A 14,582-nucleotide genomic window follows, 5' to 3' on the forward strand; every position below is an offset into this window, starting at 1 on the left:
ATGCATCAGCCGTTCTGGAGCACCACCGCCTTGGTCGCGAGATATTCCTCGACATGGTCGATCCCGGATTCGCGCCCGTAGCCGCTCATCTTATAGCCGCCGAACGGGATGACCGGATCGAGCACCCCGTAGCAATTTACCCATACGGTGCCGGAGCGGATGCCCTTTGCAACCCCATGCGCCTTGGCCACGTCGCGGGTCCAGACGCCACTCCCCAGTCCGTAGACGGTCGAGTTCGCGATGCGTAGCGCCTCGCCGACGTCGTCGAAGGGGATGGCCGTGACCACCGGCCCGAATATCTCCTCCTGGGCTATCCGCATGTCCTGCCTGACGTTCTTCATCACCGTCGGTTCAAGGAAATAACCCTGGGCGAGCTGACCGTCGACCAGACGGTTGCCGCCGGCAACGACCTCGGCACCTTCGCCGACGCCAATGCCGAGATAGGACTGGACGCGCTCCAACTGCTTGCCTGAGACGACCGGGCCGATCTGCGTGTCGGGCTCGATGCCGTTGCCGACCTTGAGTGCCTTGGCGAAATCGGCCACTCTTTCGACGAAACTGTCGTAGATCGACCGTTCGACCAGCAGCCGGGATCCGGCGCTGCAGATCTGGCCGCTGTTGCCGAAGATGCCCATCGCCGTGCCGGCGACCGCCTTTTCCAGGTCGGCGTCGGCGAAGACGATGTCGGGCGATTTGCCGCCAAGCTCCAGCATCAGCCGCTTGATGTTGCCCTTGGAGGCTTCGATGATCCGGCGGCCGGTCGCGTCCGATCCCGTGAAGGCGATCTTGTCGACATCCATATGGCTCGCGAGCGCCGCGCCGGCCACGGTGCCGAGACCGGGGACCACGTTGACGACGCCGGGCGGAACGCCGGCTTCCAGGGCCAATTCACCGAGCCGCAGCGCGGTCAGCGGCGCGTCCTCCGCCGGCTTCAGCACCATGGTGCAGCCGGTTGCGAGGACGGGTCCGATCTTCCAGATTGTGCCCGTCAGCGGCGCGTTCCATGGTGTGATAGCACCCACGACGCCCACCGGTTCCTTCAACGTGTAGGCGAAAACGTCGCCGGGCAGGGAATTGGGCAGGGTGCGGCCCCCGATCGTCACGCACATCGAGGCATACATGCGCAGCATGCCGATGGCGCGTTGCCGGCGGCCCCGCGTCATGGTGATCGGCATGCCCATGTCGAGCGTGTCGAGCTGGCTGAATTCCTCGAAATGGCGGTCGACGAGGTCGGCGAATTTCAGGATGACTTCCTGGCGCTGGAACGGCGTGAATTTCGACCATGGCCCCTCGAAAGCGCGACGTGCCGCAGCGACCGCCAGGTCGATGTCGCGCGCGTCGCCCTCGGCAACGGTGGCGAGCAGTTCACCCGTGGACGGATTGTATGTTCCGAATGTCCGGCCTTCGACGGGCATCACGAACCGTCCGTCGATGATCAGTTTGCGGACGACATCGGTCCGTCCGAGATTGTGCTGGTTCATGGCAAAGTGTCCTTCAGGTCCTGCGCGGCGTTGACGTTTCAAGCAAACAATGCCCGCAGATGGTCGTTGAGGAACATGCCGGTGGGATCGATCTCGCGGCGCATCTTCTTGAAGGCGTCATAGCGCGGATAGAGTTTTTCCAGTCTGGCGGGCGTCATGAAATGGTGCTTGCCCCAATGCGGCCGGCCGTCATGGCGTTCGAATATGGCATCGACATCCCTGAGCATCGCCCAGGTCGAGACATCCAGCGGGCCCGAAACCGAAAGAGCATAGCCATCGCGCTCGGCGTAGGCGCTGAGATAGGAATCGTCGGCTTTCACCGGCCGGCATTCGACCGGAAAGGTGAACTCCGTGTGTTTGGTCAGGAAGAGGTGACGGACCTCGTCGAAGGTCGCCTCAAAGTCCTCGAATGGAACCGCGTACTCGATCTCGCGGAAGTTCGGTTCATAGATGTTCGGGAAGATCACGGAGCTATGGTCGAACTGTGTACCGGGCTCGGAAGCGGGTGCGGGTTCCTCGACCGGCACGGCGTTGTAGCTGCGCATATGACAGATGTCGTGGTCGCGGCTGGCCAGGTTGGGCACTCCGCTTGGGAGTACGAACAGGTCGGCGGATTCGCGCCTTGGCAACCAGAAGAACCAGAATGTCCTGTTGTCCTCCAGGCGCTGATGAAGCCCGTCGAGGCAATCCTCGATGTCGGCGTTCCAGGAGCGTTTGAGGAGGTTGTAGGACGCAACTGCCTGCAGCGTGATGGAGACCACGACGCCGAACATGCCGATCGAGGCCCGAAACGCCTTGAACAACTCGCCGTCGGCCTCGGCCGAAAGGTCCAGGAAGCTGCCGTCAGCTGTGACGATCCGCGCGGCGATCATCTGCATCGACATGCATGGCAAGGTTATTCCAGCGCCATGGGTCGCCGTCATGATCGCGCCGCAGACGGATTGCGTGTCGATGTCGCCCTGGTTGTTGAGCGACATGCCCTGCGTTCTCAGATAGCGGCTCAGTTCGCCGACGCTGATGCCCGGCTGCACGGTGACGCGCATCAGTTCCTTGTCGATAGACAGGACCTCGTTGAAGGCGCGGAAGTCGATGTGAACACCCGGCGTCGGCACGGCGGGTGTGTTGGCGTGCCCCCTGCCGGACGAACGGACGGGCAATCCAAGCCGCGCCGCCGCAAGGACGGCCTGGCGCACATCCTCTTCGCTGCGCGGTAGGACCGTGTTGGCGGGCACGAAATAGTGCTCGCCGAACCAGTTCCACCACAGCTTGCCCGGCTCCAGGACGTCCGTTTCGGCTTTTCGCATGCTCGTCTCCGATCCTTGTTGCGTCAGGCGATGAGCTTGACGCGGCTGCTCTCCAACTCGGCATTGACCGCCGGCATCACCTGCGTGGCAAGCAGCTCCATGGATTTGTGCATCACGGCCTTGTCCTTGCAATCGTGCGCCGTCATCAACAGCGTGCCGAAGGGCCCCACCTCGTCGCGCAGCTCGAGGATCTTGCGGGTGACGGTCTCGACGCTGCCGAAGATGACAAAGCTGTCGCGCACTTTCTCGTAGGTGATGTCGGCTTCGGGTGTGTCGGGCGTCGGTGCCAGCAGTTTGGCGGCGCCCAGCCGCTGGTAGACCGTGAACATGTAGTCGTAATACCAGTCATAGGCGCCGTTCGGGGTCTTCACATAGGCTTCGGCCGCTTCGTCGGTGTCGGCGACGAAGATCGAGCGCGCCACGCGCCACTGGTTTCCGTCCGGCTTCTTGCCGAGCTTCTTCAACTCGTCGGCATAGGTGTCCCAATGGGTTTTTACTACCCAGGAGGCAACGAAGTTCGCCGAAATCGGCATCATGCCGCGCTGCGCGGCGATGCGTATGGAATTGGAGTTGGGGCTGCTGACGGATAGCGCGAGCGGCGGGTGCGGCAGTTGGTAGGGCTTGCCGAAGGAGCCGACGCCAAGATCGGGCCAGACATTGTCCTTCAGCGTGACGTTCCAATACTTGCCCTTGATCTCGTAAGGCGCGCTGCCGGCCCAGATCTGCTGGATGATGTCGAGCGAATCCATCATCATTTCGGGGCGGTTCGCGTCGGGCATGCCGAAGGCCTCGAAGTCGGATCCCAGGGCGCCCGTGCCGACACCGAGGATGAGCCTGCCCTCGGTCAGATGGTCGAGCAAGGCAACATGCGAGGCGGCCATGACCGGGTGATAGAGCGGCAAGGGCAGAACCCCGGTGCCGAGCTTGATGGTCTTCGTCTTGCTTGCAAGGAAAGCAAGGAACGTGATGGGGGACGAGATCTGCTCGATTTCGCAGGTGTAGTGTTCGCCGACCCAACACTCCTCGAAACCGAGTTTTTCGGCCAGCACGACTGACTCCACATCCTCCATCAAGGTCGTGTGGTAATCGCGGTTCAAATTATGCATCGGCATCATGAAAAACGCGAGTTTCATCGCAATCTCCTTACTCGTTTCAAGTAGGGAGGGCTGAGCAAGGCCCGTGCCAGTGTCGCTGACGTGGCGCGCGCGGCGGATTTCCGCCCAATCGGCTGGGTCTCCGCGTCATCTTCCGGGTGGACCGTCTCGCGGCAGCGAAACTCGTCTCATTTCTGATGCCGCGCGGCGGCTCCCGGCAGGCATTGGTGAATGCGTTCAAGTCTAATGAGCTCGCTGCCTATCTTGACGGCAGATTTCAAAGCTGCATAGTTTGTGGACATATGAGCGACGTCGCGTCCACTTTGACGCGCGAAAAATGCTCGGCTACCTTGAATCTTCGTACCGTGCTTGACCGATCCTGAGTTCGGACCGATGCGTTAGAGAGGACAAGCTCCGCATGGACACATTGGGCCGTGTAGTCGCGCAGTCAACGGCGCTCGGCGGATTGGCCAGTCTCGACAGTTCCTGGCAGCGCTGCCAGGATCGCTATCACTTCGACCCCAATGCGAACCCACGCCTGTCCTCGCTGAGCGACCGCGAGGTCGTGCAGCTTTGCGAGCCATTCGATCACAGCCTTGAAACGATCAAGAACGAGCTGGAGTTCGTGCAGTCGACTTTGCGTGGTTCGAATTTCTGCGCCAGCTTCTCCAACATGGCCGGCATCATCCTGCGATACCGCGGCGATTCCCAGAACGACGAGGATCTGAAGCTCGAGCGGCCCGGCACGATCTGGGCGGAAGGCGCGGTCGGCACCAATGGCGTCGGAACCTGCATCATCGAGCGACGGCCGGTGATGGTGCTGGGCCAGCATCATTATTTCCGTGCCTACTCTTCGGTGTCCTGCATCGCCGCGCCGGTGATGTCGGCCGACGCGGAAATGATCGGCGTTCTCAATGTTGCGACGGGCGATCCGCGCATCACTTCCGACACGTTCGCGCTGGCCGCCGATCTGACGATGAATACGGCCGAACGGCTGAGCAACCAGCTCTTTCTCAATCACTTCCCCGGCAGTTCGATCCTGAAGATTCGCGGCGACGGCTCGACCGTCCTGCTGGCCCTGGATGAAGAGCAGCGCATTGTCGGCGCCAACAGGCAGGCGCGCCATGTGTTCGGATCGATAGCCGAGCGTCTCAACCGGGCGACGCTGTGGGAGTTGTTCCAGGGCACGCCTGAGGCGCGCGACAGCATCACGAGGGACGGCAGGCAGCTTGGCCTGAGGCGGATCGACTCCGAAGCGCTGTACGAAGCGGAAGTCATCACGCCGAGACCAGTGCCGGGCAGGCGCGCGATCGCCAAAGCTGCGCCGCCCGCCGCCCGTCCCGGCGTCGAACCCTCGATCGAGATCGCCCCTTCCCAAGGCCCCACGATAGAACAGTGCCTTGGATCGCATCCTCGCCTGACGGTTCTTTCCAGGCTGTTGCGGCGTGTTTCCGGCAGTGGTTTGCCGATCCTTCTGCTTGGCGAGACCGGTGTCGGCAAGGACACATTGGCGGGTGCGCTTCATCGGGAAGGCGATCGCTGCGACAAGCCGCTGGTCGCCTTCAACTGCGCAGCCATTCCAGAGACGCTGATCGACAGCGAATTGTTCGGCTATGGCGCCGGCGCGTTCACGGGAGCCAAGCGCGAAGGCAATGTCGGCCGCCTGAAGCAAGCCGATGGCGGCACGCTTTTCCTCGATGAAATCGGAGACATGCCGCTGTCGTTGCAGACGCGGCTGCTCAGGGTCCTGGAAACCGGGGAAGTCAGCCCGCTCGGCTCGGCCAAGACCCAGACGGTCGACATCAACATCATCGCCGCCACCAACAACGATCTTTCAACCGCCGTCGCTGAAGGCCGCTTCCGGCGCGACCTCTACTATCGCCTGGCGGGCGTGGTCGTCGACATGCAACCACTTCGGGAGCGCAAGGACATTCTGGACATCGCCCTTCGCCTGCTCGCATCCGACAGGACCGGTCCACAAGTCCAACTCAGCGACGAGGTGCTCGCCGCGCTTCAGACCTATGCCTGGCCCGGCAATATTCGGGAGATGCGCTACGTCCTGCAGCGGGCGCGCCGCGTCTGTGAACATGGCGTCATCGAGGTCGACGATCTCCTACTTACCGACTTCGCGTCGCCGGGATCGGGCGCCGCGGAAATGTCGGCCCCAGCGGCGCATCCCCGCCAAGCCCTGCACGATGCCGAACGGCGGATGATCGTATCGACGCTGGGCAGGTTGGACAGCGATGTGAGCCGGACCGCTGAGGCGCTCGACATGAGCCGGGCCACGCTCTACCGCAAGATGCGCGCGCATGGGATCGTCGCTCAGAAGGTCGTGCGCGGCTGATCCCCGACGTCGGGCCGCCGAAACGCGGCGGCTGACTTCCCGCTGGATTGACGCGCGCGTCAGGCTGGCACGTGACTTGCCTTGCTCCTTTCAACCCATCCGAACGTCGCCGGCTTGCCGGCGCAGCGCCCGCGTGGGTCTGAAGGAGACCGACATGCCTGATCCAATCGAGTTCAAACTGGCCGAGTTCAAGCTCGCCATGCGCCGCCTGGCCGCTGGCGTCTCAATCGTCACCACCATCGACGGCGAGCAACCGCATGGCTTTGCCGCGACGTCGGTTACTTCTGTTTCAGCCGACCCGTCGCCGTTGCTGCTGGTCTGCGTGAACAAATCCGTCTCCTGCCACGATCTGATGCTGGCATCCGGCCGGTTCTGCGTGAATGTCCTCGCCGAAGCCGACATGGAAACGGCGCGGCTGTTCAGTTCGTCCAAGGACCGCCATCGCCGGTTCGAACTGTGCAAATGGGAGACCTTGTCGACCGGCGCCCCGGCGCTGACCGGAGCCTTGGCGAGCTTCGACTGCCGCATCCACCGTGCGATGGAAGTGCAGACGCATACGGTGGTTTTCGGCGAAGTGGTGGAAACCCGGCTGATCGACGACGACCTTCATCCGCTCGTCTATATCGATGGACGCTTCGGCGGGCTCCGCTGTCCGCCCACCACTGGTGCAACCCCATGAGCGAGGCGAGGGGTGCCGCTGGTTCCAAGACCCATGTGGCGGTGATCGGCGGCGGCGTGATCGGCGTCTGCGCGGCGAGCTGGCTGCTACGGGAAGGCTTCGCCGTCACAATCGTCGAACCGGGCGAAATCGCCGGCGGTTCGTCGTTCGGCAATGCCGGTTGCTTCAATCCATCATCTGTCGTGCCGATGTCGATGCCGGGCAATTTGGCCAAGGTGCCGGGCTGGCTGCTCGATCCGCTCGGACCGTTGTCGATCCGGTGGCCCTATTTGCCCAGCATCGCGCCGTGGCTGCTGCGGTTCCTGCAGGCGGGCTCGCGCGAGCGCGTCGAGAAGCAGGCGGCGGCGCTCGCCGACCTGCTGCGGGATTCGCCGGGCGCCTACCGGCCGCTGGTGGAGAATGCGGGGGCCCTCGACCTGCTGCGGCGCGACGGACATCTCATGGCCTATCCGACGCGCGCGAACTTCGAGGCCGACGCATTCGCCTGGCAATTGCGGGAAAGAAACGGCATTGAATACACGGTGCTGGAGCGCGACGCCCTGTGGCAGCTGGAGCCGACTTTGTCGCGCGACTACCAATTGGGGGTTTTCCTGCCGGGCAACGGCCATACGGTCAACCCGCAACGCTTCGTCAACGCCCTTGCCGACGCCTTTCTGCGCGATGGCGGACAGATCAAGCGCGCCAAGGTCGAGGGCTTCGATCTCGCGGGCGACAGGCTGTCCGGGCTGCGCACCGACGCCGGCTTCCTGACCGCCAACCGGGCCGTGGTTGCCGCCGGGGCCTATTCGAAACAGTTCGCAAAGCAGCTCGGCGATACCGTTCCACTCGATACCGAGCGGGGTTACCACATCATCGTCAGCAGCCCTGAGGCAAGGCCGGGCCTGCCGATCATGGACACCTCCGGCAAGTTCGTGGCGACGCCGATGGAAACAGGCCTCCGGCTCGCGGGCACCGTGGAATTCGCCGGGCTGGAGGCCGCTCCCGACTGGAGGCGGGCACGCAACCTGCTGAAGCTCGGAAAACGATTGTTCCCAAGCCTCAGGGAGACCTATCCGGAGGATCGGCTGTCCGTGTGGATGGGCTTTCGGCCCAGCATGCCGGACTCGCTGCCCGTGATCGGATACTCCCGACGCGTGCGTGACGTCGTCTACGCCTTTGGCCATGGCCATGTCGGCATGGCGGCCGGCGCGACCACCGGTCATCTCGTGACGGATTTGATTGCCGGCAGGCCACCGCGCGTGCCGATCGAGGCTTTTTCACCGAGGCGGTTCGGCTGATGCCGGCGAACAACCCCCAATCCGTGTCTCACGCGAGAGACTGGTTCGTCACCGATGCGACGGCTGCAAATCGACGGCGAAACGGCAAGAATGCTGCACGGCACGGCTGCGCCTGTGAACAGCCTATCGAATCAACCACTTGCGGCGGCCTCAAGTCTCGGCGACAATCCGGCGGAGGCGCCGCCGACGTCTGGCACGGCGATTGCTCACTTCCTGACATGAAAATGGGAAAGGACCTGGGCATGAAAAAACTTCTGAATGAAGCCGTCAGCCGTCGCACGATCCTCAAGGCCGGTGGCGCGGCAATCGCCGGTTCGCTGTTTGCACCGAACATCATCCGTCCGGCGAATGCCTCCGAGCAGATCCTGCTGCTGACCTGGGAAACATATCACGACGACGACTGGATCCAGGAATGGGGCCGCGCCAACGACACCGAAGTCCGTGCGGTTCGCATCGGCTCCGAGGATGAGCTCTACTCGCAGCCATTCTCGGGGGCGATCCAGCCGGACGTCCTCTATGTCGAGACAGGCTCCTTGTCGCGCTTCAAGGGCGCGGGACTGATCAAGAAGATCGACGCCTCCAAACTGCCGAACGCATCCAACATATCGTCCCACCTGCCATGGCAGAAGTTCACCACCGTCGACGGCGAACTGGTTGGAGTTCCCTACAATTGGGGCACGCAGCCCCTGATGTACAATGCCGACGTCGTCCCGACGGCCGAGACCGATACATGGGCGACGCTCTGGGACGAGAAGTACAAGGGCAAGGTGAACATGTTCGACGACTGCACGATCAGCTTCCCGATGATCGCGCTCTATGTCGGAGCCAAGGATCCCTTCAATCTGACGGAAGAAGAATTCGGCAAGTGCACGGACGCCTTGCGCGCGCTGCACGGGCAGATCCGGGTCATCGCCCGGGGCTTCGACGACGCGTCGACGATCTACGCCGCGGGCGAGGCCGTGATCGGCTATTGCCAGAATGTCGCCGTGGTCACATCCCTCCAGGCCAAAGGCAAGAACTTCAAATATTCGCTGCCCAAGGAAGGGACGCCGACCTGGATCGACTGCGCCTCGATTTCACCGCAGGGCGACCGCCCGATCGTCTACAAATTCCTGAATGACAATCTGAGCACTCAGTGGCAGTCGCGCTTCATCACCAAGTCCACCAACAACGGCGTGCTCAGCGCGGAATCCGCGCGTGCCGCCGGGCTGAGCGAGGATGCATTGAAGATCACCAACATCGTCGACTCCGCCACTCCCGGTTTCTGGGACAAGCTGGTCGTCTTCCAGAAACCGGAAGACCTCGAGCGTCGCCTGCAGATCTGGAACGATTTCAAATCGGGGATTCTCTAAGCCCCGCGGCAGGCAACCAGAACCGGAGCCACTGCGATGCAGCAATCGGTCAGCAACCATGTGCTTAGCCTGGAAAGTGTCTCCAAGACCTATCCGGGCAACACCAAGCGAGCGCTCGACAGAGTGTCGTTCGAGGTGGCCGCGGGCGAGTTCTTCTCGATCCTCGGTCCAAGCGGCTCCGGAAAGACGACGATCCTGCGCACCATCGCGGGCTTCGAGAAGCCCGACGAAGGTCGCGTTATGATGGTCGGCGGCGATGTCACACATCTGCCGCCGAACAAGCGCGACCTTCGCACAGTATTCCAGAGCTATGCCCTGTTCCCGCACCTGACGATCAGCGAGAACGTTCAATACCCGCTGCGAATGGCCAGCATGGCAAAGACCGAGCGGACAAGGAAGGCCATGCAGGCGCTGGAACTCGTCGCCATGGAATCGCTGGCGGGCCGCTTGCCGCATCTGCTTTCCGGCGGCCAGAGACAGCGCGCCGCGCTCGCACGCGCCATCGTCTCGAGACCGCAATTGCTGCTTCTCGACGAACCTTTGGGCGCGCTCGACCTGCGCTTGCGCCAGCAGATGCAGCATACGCTCGTTTCACTGCAAAAGGAGCTCGGCATCGCTTTCGTCTACGTCACCCACGACCAGGGCGAAGCGCTGTCGATGTCCAACCGGGTGCTGGTGATGCGGGAGGGACGGATCGCGCAGTTGGGAAGACCGCAGGACCTTTATTTCAAGCCGCGATCGGAGTTCGTGGCCGAGTTCGTCGGCAACTCCAACATGCTGCCGGTGGAATTCACCGCCAATCATGGAGCCTATGTCGGATCGATCGGCGGGGTGACGTTCCCGGAAATACGCGGCGACAGGTCCGGCAGGGCGCGTGTCGCGGTGCGTTACGACAATGTCAGGATCTATCCCGACAAGGACAGTTCCGCGACAAGCCGCCTGTCCGGCATTGTCGAAAACGTGCTCTTCCTGGGCACCAACATCGAGGTCGGCATACGCTGTGGCGACCTGCGGATCATGGGCAGCGTGCCGGCCAGCCGCGCCGACAGCCTGGTTGCCGGCCAGGCCGTCTCAATCGGCCTCGATCTGGCGGAGGCAAACATCTTTCATGTCTAGATCGGCCGACATGGCGCTGTTCGCCGCCCCAGCCGTGCCCGCGCGCGTCAGGTTCCGCATCGATTGGCCACAAGTGCCGGTCTACGGATGGCTGGCGCTGATCGTGCTGATCCCGAACCTCCTGCTGATCGGGACGAGTTTCCTGTCGGTGGCGGGCGGGCGCATCAAATTCGAACCGACGCTGGCCAACTACGTGCGCCTGTGGCACTCGGCCGGATTCTGGCGACTGCTCGAGCAGACCTTTCAGTTCAGCCTGCTCGGTGCGTTCCTGGGCGCGCTGGTGGCCTATCCCATGGCCTATTTCGTCGGCCGGGTGGTCAGGAACAACCGCTCCATCCTGACCGTCCTGGTGCTGGTCCCCTTGTGGATCAGCCTGCTGATGAGGGTGTTTTCGTGGCGCCTCATCTTGGGCCAGAACGGTGTGCTGAATTCCTCCCTGGTGTCCAGCGGACTCCTGGACGGCCCGTCCTCGGCCTTCCTTTACACCGGCTCGTCGGTGGTGCTGACATTCGCCTACATATCCATCCCGTTCATCTTCGTCTCGACGCTCAACGCGTTCGAGAAAATACCGCAATCGCTGATCGAAGCCTCGCAGGACCTGGCCGCGACCACGTTCCAGACCTTCTGCCACGTCATCTGGCCGCTCACCCGGCGCAGCTTGGCAATCGGCTTCAGCCTCGCCTTCCTGGTCACGGTCGGCGACTATGTGACGCCATCCATGGTCGGAGGGATCAATGGGACCACGCTTGGCGTGCTGATCTCCTCGCAGTTCGGCATCGCCAGCAACTGGCCTTTCGGGGCCGCACTTTCGATCGCACTCATTGTCGCCGTGTCCATTGTCGTTGCGGTGGTGTTGTGGTCCTGCCCGCAGCGCGGAATCTTTTCGGGCGACGAGGCGCCGTCCTCGGAGCCGCCGCCGGCGGCCGGTGAGGGGCCTCGGCTGGGTTTCATTGGCGGTGCGACGCTTTATGGCGTGGTCGTCGCCTTCCTCTATGCCCCCTTGCTGCTGATGGTCGTGTTCTCGTTCAACGATTCGACCTTGCAGGCCTTCCCGCTGCAGGCTCTGACCTTCAAATGGTATGCCGAGCTCGCCGGCAATTCGGGATTGATCGCCGCCGGACAGCGTTCGCTGATTGTCGCGGTCTGCGTCGTCGTCATATCCAGCATCGTCGGCACAGCGTTCGCGCTGGTGCTCCACTATCGCAACCTGCTTTATTCGCGCGCCATCGAACTGCTCCTGACCCTGCCGCTCGCCATGCCTTCTGTCGTCCTCGGCATCGTCATGGTGCTCGGCACGGAAATCGTCGGGGTTCCGCCGGGCCTCGCCCGCGTCGTCATCGGCCAGGCAAGCTTCATCATGCCCATCACCATGCTCCTGGTGCTGACGCGGCTTCGGCGCCTTGATCCGTCCCTGCTCGAGGCCTCTCTCGATCTGGGCGCGAGCCGCCTGCAGAGCTTCCGGCTGATCGTGCTGCCGCTCATACGCGGCGCCGCGATCGGCGGCATGCTGCTTGGCCTGACCCTGTCGGCGGACGAGGTGATGGTGACATTGTTCCTCGCCGGTCCGTCCCAGACATTGCCGATCTGGGTCTTCAACCAGATGCGGTTCGGCTTCACCCCCTCGGTCAACGCGGTGTTCACCCTGCTCGGGCTGTTCGCGCTGTCGACGGTATTGATCGGCCAGGTCATCGCGCGACGCCGTGCCGTCGAGACCTGAGCGGCCCGAAGGACTCCGGCTCAACACTGAGGAGCAGCGCCACATGCCGTCGTCACCGACAATCGGGCGCCCCGTTGCCGTGCTTGGCATCGGCAGCATGGGAACGGCGGTAGCCAAGGCGCTGATCGAGGCAGGGCACCACGTCACGGTTTGGAATCGATCGAGGGAGCGGCTGGCGGGGCTGACGGGATGTTTCGTGGCGGAGACAGCCGTCGAGGCCTGTCGCGACGCGGAGATCACGTTCACATGCTTTTCGAATCTTCCGGCGACGTATGACGTCCTGAAGCAGCCGGGCGTGGTCGAAGCGCTCCAGCGCAAGGCCCTGGTGCCGATGTCCACCGCCACTCCGGACGAAGTCCATGGCTTCCAGCGGTTCGCACAGGCATCCCGCATCGACTATCTGGACGCCAAGATCGCCGTCACGCCGGCCCAGATCGGCACGCCGACGGCAGTGATCTTCTTTGCCGGACCACAAGCCCTCTTCTTGCGGGTCGAACCTGTCCTTAGGGCGCTGGCGGGACGGGCCACGCTCATGGGAGAGCGCATCGATGGGGCCGTGCTGGGCGACTTCGCCTTTCTCAGCGTCTATTTTGCCAGCACGATCGGAATCCTGCACGGCGCGGCTTTTTTGAGAAACTCGGGACTGGATATCGACCAGTTCTTCAGTCTGATCCCCTGCTTTCTCGACGAGATCAACGCGCGCTCGCAATCGTTCAGGAAAATGATCCTTGCTGGTGATTACACGGATGTTCAATCGGCCTTGAAAACGGATCTGGCCGGCGCCCGGCTGCTTGCGAACGCAACCGCGAATGTCGGGATGCAGAGCCTTTTCTCGAATGCCTTGATCGAGCTGATGCAGGACGCGGTCGCGCAAGGCCACGGTGATCTGGATTCGGCGGCCATGGTGCAAGCCTTTTCCAAAAGATCATGAGCACTCCGCAGCCGGTCGAAGTGCCGGGTTTGAGCCATTTTCATCGGTGACGATGGTAAACTTGTTGACAGGTGCGTGTATCGCTCCTTGTTCGAGAGCAGCAAGGCGGATCTCGGCCGCGTCCTCTCGGTCACCGGCCGCCAGCAGGCCGAGCAGCAGCCCGCGACGCAATCTTTCACGACAAGATCATGGAGCTTTCCCAAAACGATCTTATCCGCGAGACCCCTTGAGCGACCAGCACACGCACTTCCCTATGTTCCGCCTGATGTTCCATTCCTGCGTGACCGAGGAGGCGCTCGACGAACGCGAGGCAATCCTCGCCGCGTTCGGCGCGGTTCGATTGAGGTGATGTCCATTGCCGCGAACATCGCCGGGGAGGGCGGGAGCTCGTTGTCCAGCGATGTGACGGATTTGCCGCCGCAGAGAACGACTTCAAAGTCATCAAGGACGTTTGCCAGCCGCATTTTCGCAGCATCCTGGAGACCGCGACTGGACTGTGCTTCCAGATATCAACGTCGCCACCAGCCCAGCGACAGAGTTTTAGGGACGCCTGCGCACCCGATGATGACCTGGACTCAAATCCCAGCTTGGCTAGAGTTCGCGGCATGCTGAACGCCATTCACCACGTCGCGCTCATCTGCACCGACTATGACCGGTCGCGACGGTTCTACGTCGAACTCCTCGGCCTCGACTTGATCCGGGAGGTCTATCGGGAGGGCCGGCAGTCATGGAAGGCGGATCTGCGGATCGGGTCCGTCCAGCTGGAATTGTTCTCTTTCCCTGCACCAGCGATGCGGCCGTCCCATCCAGAGGCGACAGGCCTGAGACATCTGGCATTTGCCGTGGCGAATCTTGATCCTGTAATTATCCGGCTGGAAGCCGCCGGCGTTGCCGTTGAGCCAATCCGGATCGACCCATATACAGACCAACGGTTTACCTTTTTCAGAGACCCTGATGGACTGCCGCTGGAACTCTACGAAGCCCCGTAAGGAACGGTTCGCTTTCACGACCACGTCATCGGAGGTGGGGACGGCAGTCGGCGGACATAATCCGCAACTCGGGTGCGTCACAAGGCTCCTTGCTACTCGCCAGAGCAATTCCAGGAAAAGTGTGAAACGGTTTTCCCGAGAAAAGCGCACAGCGCTTTCCCTTGGGAATTGCGTTAAAACAAAGAGTTAGAGCGGTTTGCCGTTTCCGTGAAACGGTGAACTGCTCTAGGTGGCCGACCGCTATGCGCCTCACATCGGCCATTGAGAGAATAGCTGCCGCTTCCCAAAAAGCGGATAT

Annotated in this window: 11 protein-coding genes and 1 pseudogene; 9 read left to right on the forward strand and 3 right to left on the reverse strand. The window is 62.5% G+C overall.

What is annotated here, in order from left to right:
- Window positions 1-5: 5 nt before the first annotated feature.
- The 3 genes from AC56QP_RS27325 to AC56QP_RS27335 are packed head-to-tail and all read right to left on the reverse strand — an operon-like array spanning window position 6 to window position 3,918.
- Window positions 6-1,481, reverse strand: coding sequence for an aldehyde dehydrogenase family protein (locus AC56QP_RS27325; protein WP_489862651.1), 1,476 nt, complete (start codon window positions 1,479-1,481; stop codon window positions 6-8).
- A gap of 38 nt (window positions 1,482-1,519) precedes the next feature.
- On the reverse strand, window positions 1,520-2,785 hold the full coding sequence (locus AC56QP_RS27330) for a D-arabinono-1,4-lactone oxidase (protein WP_489862650.1): 1,266 nt from the start codon (window positions 2,783-2,785) through the stop codon (window positions 1,520-1,522).
- A 23-nt stretch (window positions 2,786-2,808) separates the two neighbouring features.
- Window positions 2,809-3,918 carry an LLM class flavin-dependent oxidoreductase gene (locus tag AC56QP_RS27335; protein ID WP_489862649.1) on the reverse strand — a complete coding sequence of 370 codons (1,110 nt, stop codon included), beginning with the start codon at window positions 3,916-3,918 and terminating at the stop codon, window positions 2,809-2,811.
- Between the two features lie 379 nt (window positions 3,919-4,297).
- Here AC56QP_RS27335 and AC56QP_RS27340 point away from each other — a divergent pair, with 379 nt between their 5' ends.
- From AC56QP_RS27340 to gloA2, 9 genes and pseudogenes are all read left to right on the forward strand, one after another.
- Window positions 4,298-6,223, forward strand: coding sequence for a sigma-54-dependent Fis family transcriptional regulator (locus AC56QP_RS27340; protein ID WP_489862648.1), 1,926 nt, complete (start codon window positions 4,298-4,300; stop codon window positions 6,221-6,223).
- A gap of 154 nt (window positions 6,224-6,377) precedes the next feature.
- Window positions 6,378-6,902: a flavin reductase family protein gene (locus AC56QP_RS27345; protein ID WP_489862647.1), complete on the forward strand. Its 525-nt coding sequence runs from the start codon at window positions 6,378-6,380 to the stop codon at window positions 6,900-6,902.
- Window positions 6,899-8,179 carry an NAD(P)/FAD-dependent oxidoreductase gene (locus tag AC56QP_RS27350; RefSeq protein ID WP_489862646.1) on the forward strand — a complete coding sequence of 427 codons (1,281 nt, stop codon included), beginning with the start codon at window positions 6,899-6,901 and terminating at the stop codon, window positions 8,177-8,179. The genes AC56QP_RS27345 and AC56QP_RS27350 overlap by 4 nt, the downstream gene beginning before the upstream one ends.
- Before the next feature lie 242 nt (window positions 8,180-8,421).
- On the forward strand, window positions 8,422-9,531 hold the full coding sequence (locus tag AC56QP_RS27355; RefSeq protein WP_489862645.1) for an extracellular solute-binding protein: 1,110 nt from the start codon (window positions 8,422-8,424) through the stop codon (window positions 9,529-9,531).
- Between the two features lie 36 nt (window positions 9,532-9,567).
- Complete coding sequence (locus AC56QP_RS27360; protein ID WP_489862644.1) at window positions 9,568-10,647, forward strand: ABC transporter ATP-binding protein; 1,080 nt, start codon at window positions 9,568-9,570, stop codon at window positions 10,645-10,647.
- The gene (locus tag AC56QP_RS27365; RefSeq protein ID WP_489862643.1) at window positions 10,640-12,364 is read left to right on the forward strand and encodes an ABC transporter permease subunit; all 1,725 of its coding nucleotides are present in this window, start codon (window positions 10,640-10,642) and stop codon (window positions 12,362-12,364) included. The genes AC56QP_RS27360 and AC56QP_RS27365 overlap by 8 nt, the downstream gene beginning before the upstream one ends.
- A gap of 43 nt (window positions 12,365-12,407) precedes the next feature.
- Window positions 12,408-13,295, forward strand: a complete 888-nt coding sequence (locus AC56QP_RS27370) for an NAD(P)-dependent oxidoreductase (protein ID WP_489862642.1) — start codon at window positions 12,408-12,410, stop codon at window positions 13,293-13,295.
- A gap of 155 nt (window positions 13,296-13,450) precedes the next feature.
- A pseudogene (locus AC56QP_RS27375) lies at window positions 13,451-13,629 on the forward strand (GntR family transcriptional regulator); the annotation flags it as partial.
- Between the two features lie 271 nt (window positions 13,630-13,900).
- On the forward strand, window positions 13,901-14,284 hold the full coding sequence (gloA2, locus tag AC56QP_RS27380; RefSeq protein WP_489862641.1) for an SMU1112c/YaeR family gloxylase I-like metalloprotein: 384 nt from the start codon (window positions 13,901-13,903) through the stop codon (window positions 14,282-14,284).
- Window positions 14,285-14,582: the final 298 nt, after the last annotated feature.

The sequence above is a fragment of the Mesorhizobium sp. RCAM 05104 genome (assembly GCF_059683645.1).

Excerpts from the sequence above, each read along its gene's own strand:
- AC56QP_RS27325 (WP_489862651.1), bottom strand. The coding sequence starts at position 1,481 with ATGAACCAGCACAATCTCGGACGGACCGATGTCGTCCGCAAACTGATC.
- AC56QP_RS27330 (WP_489862650.1), bottom strand. The coding sequence starts at position 2,785 with ATGCGAAAAGCCGAAACGGACGTCCTGGAGCCGGGCAAGCTGTGGTGG.
- AC56QP_RS27335 (WP_489862649.1), bottom strand. The coding sequence starts at position 3,918 with ATGAAACTCGCGTTTTTCATGATGCCGATGCATAATTTGAACCGCGAT.
- AC56QP_RS27340 (WP_489862648.1), top strand. The coding sequence starts at position 4,298 with ATGGACACATTGGGCCGTGTAGTCGCGCAGTCAACGGCGCTCGGCGGA.
- AC56QP_RS27345 (WP_489862647.1), top strand. The coding sequence starts at position 6,378 with ATGCCTGATCCAATCGAGTTCAAACTGGCCGAGTTCAAGCTCGCCATG.
- AC56QP_RS27350 (WP_489862646.1), top strand. The coding sequence starts at position 6,899 with ATGAGCGAGGCGAGGGGTGCCGCTGGTTCCAAGACCCATGTGGCGGTG.
- AC56QP_RS27355 (WP_489862645.1), top strand. The coding sequence starts at position 8,422 with ATGAAAAAACTTCTGAATGAAGCCGTCAGCCGTCGCACGATCCTCAAG.
- AC56QP_RS27360 (WP_489862644.1), top strand. The coding sequence starts at position 9,568 with ATGCAGCAATCGGTCAGCAACCATGTGCTTAGCCTGGAAAGTGTCTCC.
- AC56QP_RS27365 (WP_489862643.1), top strand. The coding sequence starts at position 10,640 with ATGTCTAGATCGGCCGACATGGCGCTGTTCGCCGCCCCAGCCGTGCCC.
- AC56QP_RS27370 (WP_489862642.1), top strand. The coding sequence starts at position 12,408 with ATGCCGTCGTCACCGACAATCGGGCGCCCCGTTGCCGTGCTTGGCATC.
- gloA2 (WP_489862641.1), top strand. The coding sequence starts at position 13,901 with ATGCTGAACGCCATTCACCACGTCGCGCTCATCTGCACCGACTATGAC.